Source organism: Arthrobacter sp. 210 2, from assembly GCF_059093025.1.
The window spans coordinates 1-2,736 of record NZ_JBNHIE010000026.1; the positions used below are offsets into that span (position 1 = coordinate 1).

At 64.6% G+C, this 2,736-nt stretch carries 2 protein-coding genes; both read left to right on the plus strand.

Annotated elements, in window-relative coordinates:
• Nucleotides 1–241 precede the first annotated feature (241 nt).
• A complete protein-coding gene (gene istA / locus AC5RWA_RS21575) occupies nt 242–1,810 on the plus strand; it encodes an IS21 family transposase (RefSeq protein WP_494059011.1) in 1,569 nt (522 codons plus the stop codon).
• On the plus strand, nt 1,800–2,588 hold the full coding sequence (locus AC5RWA_RS21580) for an ATP-binding protein (RefSeq protein ID WP_494059012.1): 789 nt from the start codon (nt 1,800–1,802) through the stop codon (nt 2,586–2,588). The genes istA and AC5RWA_RS21580 overlap by 11 nt, the downstream gene beginning before the upstream one ends.
• The last annotated feature ends 148 nt before the right edge of the window (nt 2,589–2,736 follow it).

Genomic DNA, 2,736 nt, shown 5'->3' on the forward strand with positions numbered 1-2,736 from the left:
TGTAAGCGGCAACTTTAAACTGACCGGAGACGGCAAAACTGATTGACCGTTCGCGGCAGTGGTTTTGACCATTGGCGGCAAGCATTTTTGGACAGCAGTAGGCCATTTTTGGTGGTCTCGCGCGCCGGGATTCCTCTTGTCCATCCCTCGTGTCGTTACGGGGAGAGCCCCTTCCTTCCGCGGTGAAATGGCGATGCCAATCGTCTGTATTTCACCCGTTGTGGGAAGGAAGGGGCTCGTTGTGAAGTCTCCAGGAGAGTTCATGGAAATTTTAGCTGCTTACGATTTGACCCGGTCGTACCGGGATGCCGCGAAGATCTGCGGCGTCTCGCATAACACGGTGCGCTCCTATGTGAAGGCCCGCCAGGATGGTGCGCAGGCGCCGGTGGCCCGGCAGCGTGGCCGGATGACCGACCCGTTCCTGCCCCAGATGATCTCCTGGGTCGAGCAGTCCCGCGGGAAGATCCGCGGCGACGTGGTGCATGAGAAACTCGTGGCTTTGGGGTTCACCGGGTGTGAGCGGACGACCAGGACCACGCTGGCGGAATTGAAGGCGAAATACCGGGCCCGGAATGTGCGGGTGCACCGTCCCTGGACGCCGGAGCCAGGTCTGTGGCTGCAGTATGACTACGGCGACGGGCCGGTCGTGGACGGGGTGAAGACCGTGCTGTTCGTGGCCTGGCTGGCGTTCTCCCGGTTCCGGATCGTGATCGCGTTGCGGGATAAGACCATGCCGAGCGTGTTCGCCGCCCTCGACAGGACGTTCCGCCTGATCGGCGGGGTCCCGACCTACGTATTGACTGATAACGAGAAGACCGTCACGGTCGAGCACGTCGCCGGGATACCGGTCCGCAACCACCAGATCGTGGCGTTCACCAGGCATTACTCCACCGCGCTGCAGACGTGCCTGCCGGCGGACCCTGCCTCGAAGGGCGGGGTGGAGAACGCGGTCAAGATCGCCAAAGCCGACCTCGTCCCGAAAGAGACCAACCTGCTGCCCGAATACCGGTCCTTCACCGAGTTGGAGGCTGCCTGTGAGGCGTTCATGGAGGAGGTGAATTCCAGGGTGCACCGGGCCACGCTCGAGATCCCGAAGGACATGCTCCGGGTTCTCGAACAGCCCCGGTTGCACCCGGTCCCGGCGACCCCGGTGACAGCGAGTTTCGGCCATACCCGGCAGGTCCCGCCGAACATGCCCATGATCACCTTCCAGCAGTCCCGCTACTCCGTCCCGCACACCCTGATGGGTCAGATGGTCTGGGTGCGGGGCACCGAGACCGAGGTGATCATCGTTCACGTCGGGGACTCCGGCCCGGTCGAGGTCGCCCGGCACAAACTCACCAGCCCCGGCGCCCCCGCGATCATCGACGCCCACTTCCCGCCGGCGCCTGCCGGGGCCCTGGAACGGGTGATTCGCCCGACGAACACGGCCGAGGAGGAGTTCTTGGCCCTCGGCGCCGGCGCCGCGCTCTGGCTTAAGGAAGCCGCCGCCGCCGGCACCGGAAAGATCCGGCACAAAATGGAACGCGCCGTCACCCTCGCGAAGGTCCTGGGCGCCGACGAGGTCGACAAGGGCCTGGGAGCGGCAGCGGTGCATCAGCGCTTCACCCACGAAGATCTGCTCTCCATCGTCAACACCGGCAACGCAACAAGCCACACAACCAGCACCACCCACACCGTCACCGACCAGGGCCAATGGCTGAGCCAGGGCACCGGCGCCTGGGCACACTTCGGCACCACACCCACGACCGCACCGACCACCGAACACGCCGCTGACGGCGATCTAGAAGGAGCCATCGATGAGCGCTGACACCATGACACCGCCCTTGGCCGACACAGCGGTCCAGAACGTAATCGCACTGATGCGCACGACCCGGATGCCACACGCCCGCGCGGTCGTCGCCGACGTCCTTGCCACCGCGAAAGCCCAGCGCTGGGACCCCACCGAAGTCGTCCGCGTCCTACTGGAAGCCGAAGCCACCGGCCGGAACGCCTCGATGCTGGCCACCCGCCGCAAACGCGCCGGATTCCCCACCGGGAAGACCTTCGATGTCTGGGACGAAGCCCTCTCCACCCTCCCGGCCGCAACGACTTCGTTCTTGCGGACCCTGGAATGGGTGCGGCGGCGGGAGAACCTGATCGCCTGCGGCCCCTCCGGCACCGGTAAAACCCTGCTCCTGGAAGCACTCGGCCAGCAGGCCATCGATCAGGGCTTGTCCGTGTCCTGGCTCAGCATGGAAGACCTCGGCGCCCTCGTGCGCCGGCACCGCATCGATGACAGCGTCAACAAAGCCATCACCCGCGCCACCAACGTGGATTTGATTTGCATTGACGATATCGGCCTTCTGCCGGTCTCCGCCGACGCCGCCGAAGGCTTCTACCGGGTCGTGGAAGCCTCCTACGAGAAACGGTCACTGGCGATCAGCTCCAACATCCACCCCTCCGGATTCGATGAGCTCATGCCCAAAACCATCGCCACCGCGACCGTGGACCGGCTCCTTCACCACGCCCACCTCTGCCAAACCAGCGGCGAGTCCGTCCGGCTTATGCAAGCCCAAAACGGGAAAGGAACCCGTCCCATGAACTAACCCAAAACCCGGTCAGGCGCCCCGAAAACCCGGCACTCCCGGGGCGCCTGACCCTGTCCAAAAATACTTGCCGCGACCGGTCAATCACCTGCCGCCAACGGGCAAACCAACCTGCCGCCACCGGTCATTTCTAAGTTGCCGTTGACAC